This is a genomic window from Pseudoxanthomonas sp. PXM01, from assembly GCF_014851815.1.
Taxonomy (GTDB): domain Bacteria; phylum Pseudomonadota; class Gammaproteobacteria; order Xanthomonadales; family Xanthomonadaceae; genus Pseudoxanthomonas_A.
Genome location: NZ_JACVAJ010000008.1, coordinates 1 through 469 on the forward strand (window position 1 = coordinate 1; position 469 = coordinate 469).

1 protein-coding gene is annotated in these 469 nt (G+C 54.8%); it reads right to left on the minus strand.

Annotated elements, in window-relative coordinates:
* Positions 1 to 109: 109 nt before the first annotated feature.
* Complete coding sequence (locus IB230_RS19615; RefSeq protein WP_192240496.1) at positions 110 to 409, minus strand: transcriptional repressor TraM; 300 nt, start codon at positions 407 to 409, stop codon at positions 110 to 112.
* Between the last annotated feature and the right edge of the window lie 60 nt (positions 410 to 469).

Consider the following 469-nt stretch of genomic DNA (forward strand, 5'->3'; position numbering starts at 1 on the left):
GGTTAAATATAATACCGTCCGCATTGCGCTCGCCGAAGCAAGACGGCGGTACGACCTGTGCAACAACACGCAGCTCGTGGCTCTGGCAATTCGACGTGGCCTGATTTGATCAGACTTTCGGCGTTCGACCAAGGATGTTGAGAAGTGTTGTGAGCGCAGACATTTGCGCATGCATTTCGATCGTTGCTTCCAGATAGGCTAGGTGAGCGTCACTAGGCTTGTTCTCGTCGTCTCGGTCACCGGCATGGGCGACCTGGAACATTCTTTCGGCGCGGTCGACAAGCTTGCGATGTTTCTTGATCGCGCCGACCGTCAGGATTTCGACAACTTGCTGGGACTCGTTGGAGAGCAATCCGATGATTGGCCGCAGGTCGATGTCCGTGGCAGTGTCATTTCTCTCGTAACCCATAAGATCTCCCAACGCCCACGCTCAGCCTGCGGTGTACGCCTAGTTTGCTCGACTGAGAAT

Excerpts from the sequence above, each read along its gene's own strand:
- IB230_RS19615 (WP_192240496.1), bottom strand. The coding sequence starts at position 409 with ATGGGTTACGAGAGAAATGACACTGCCACGGACATCGACCTGCGGCCA.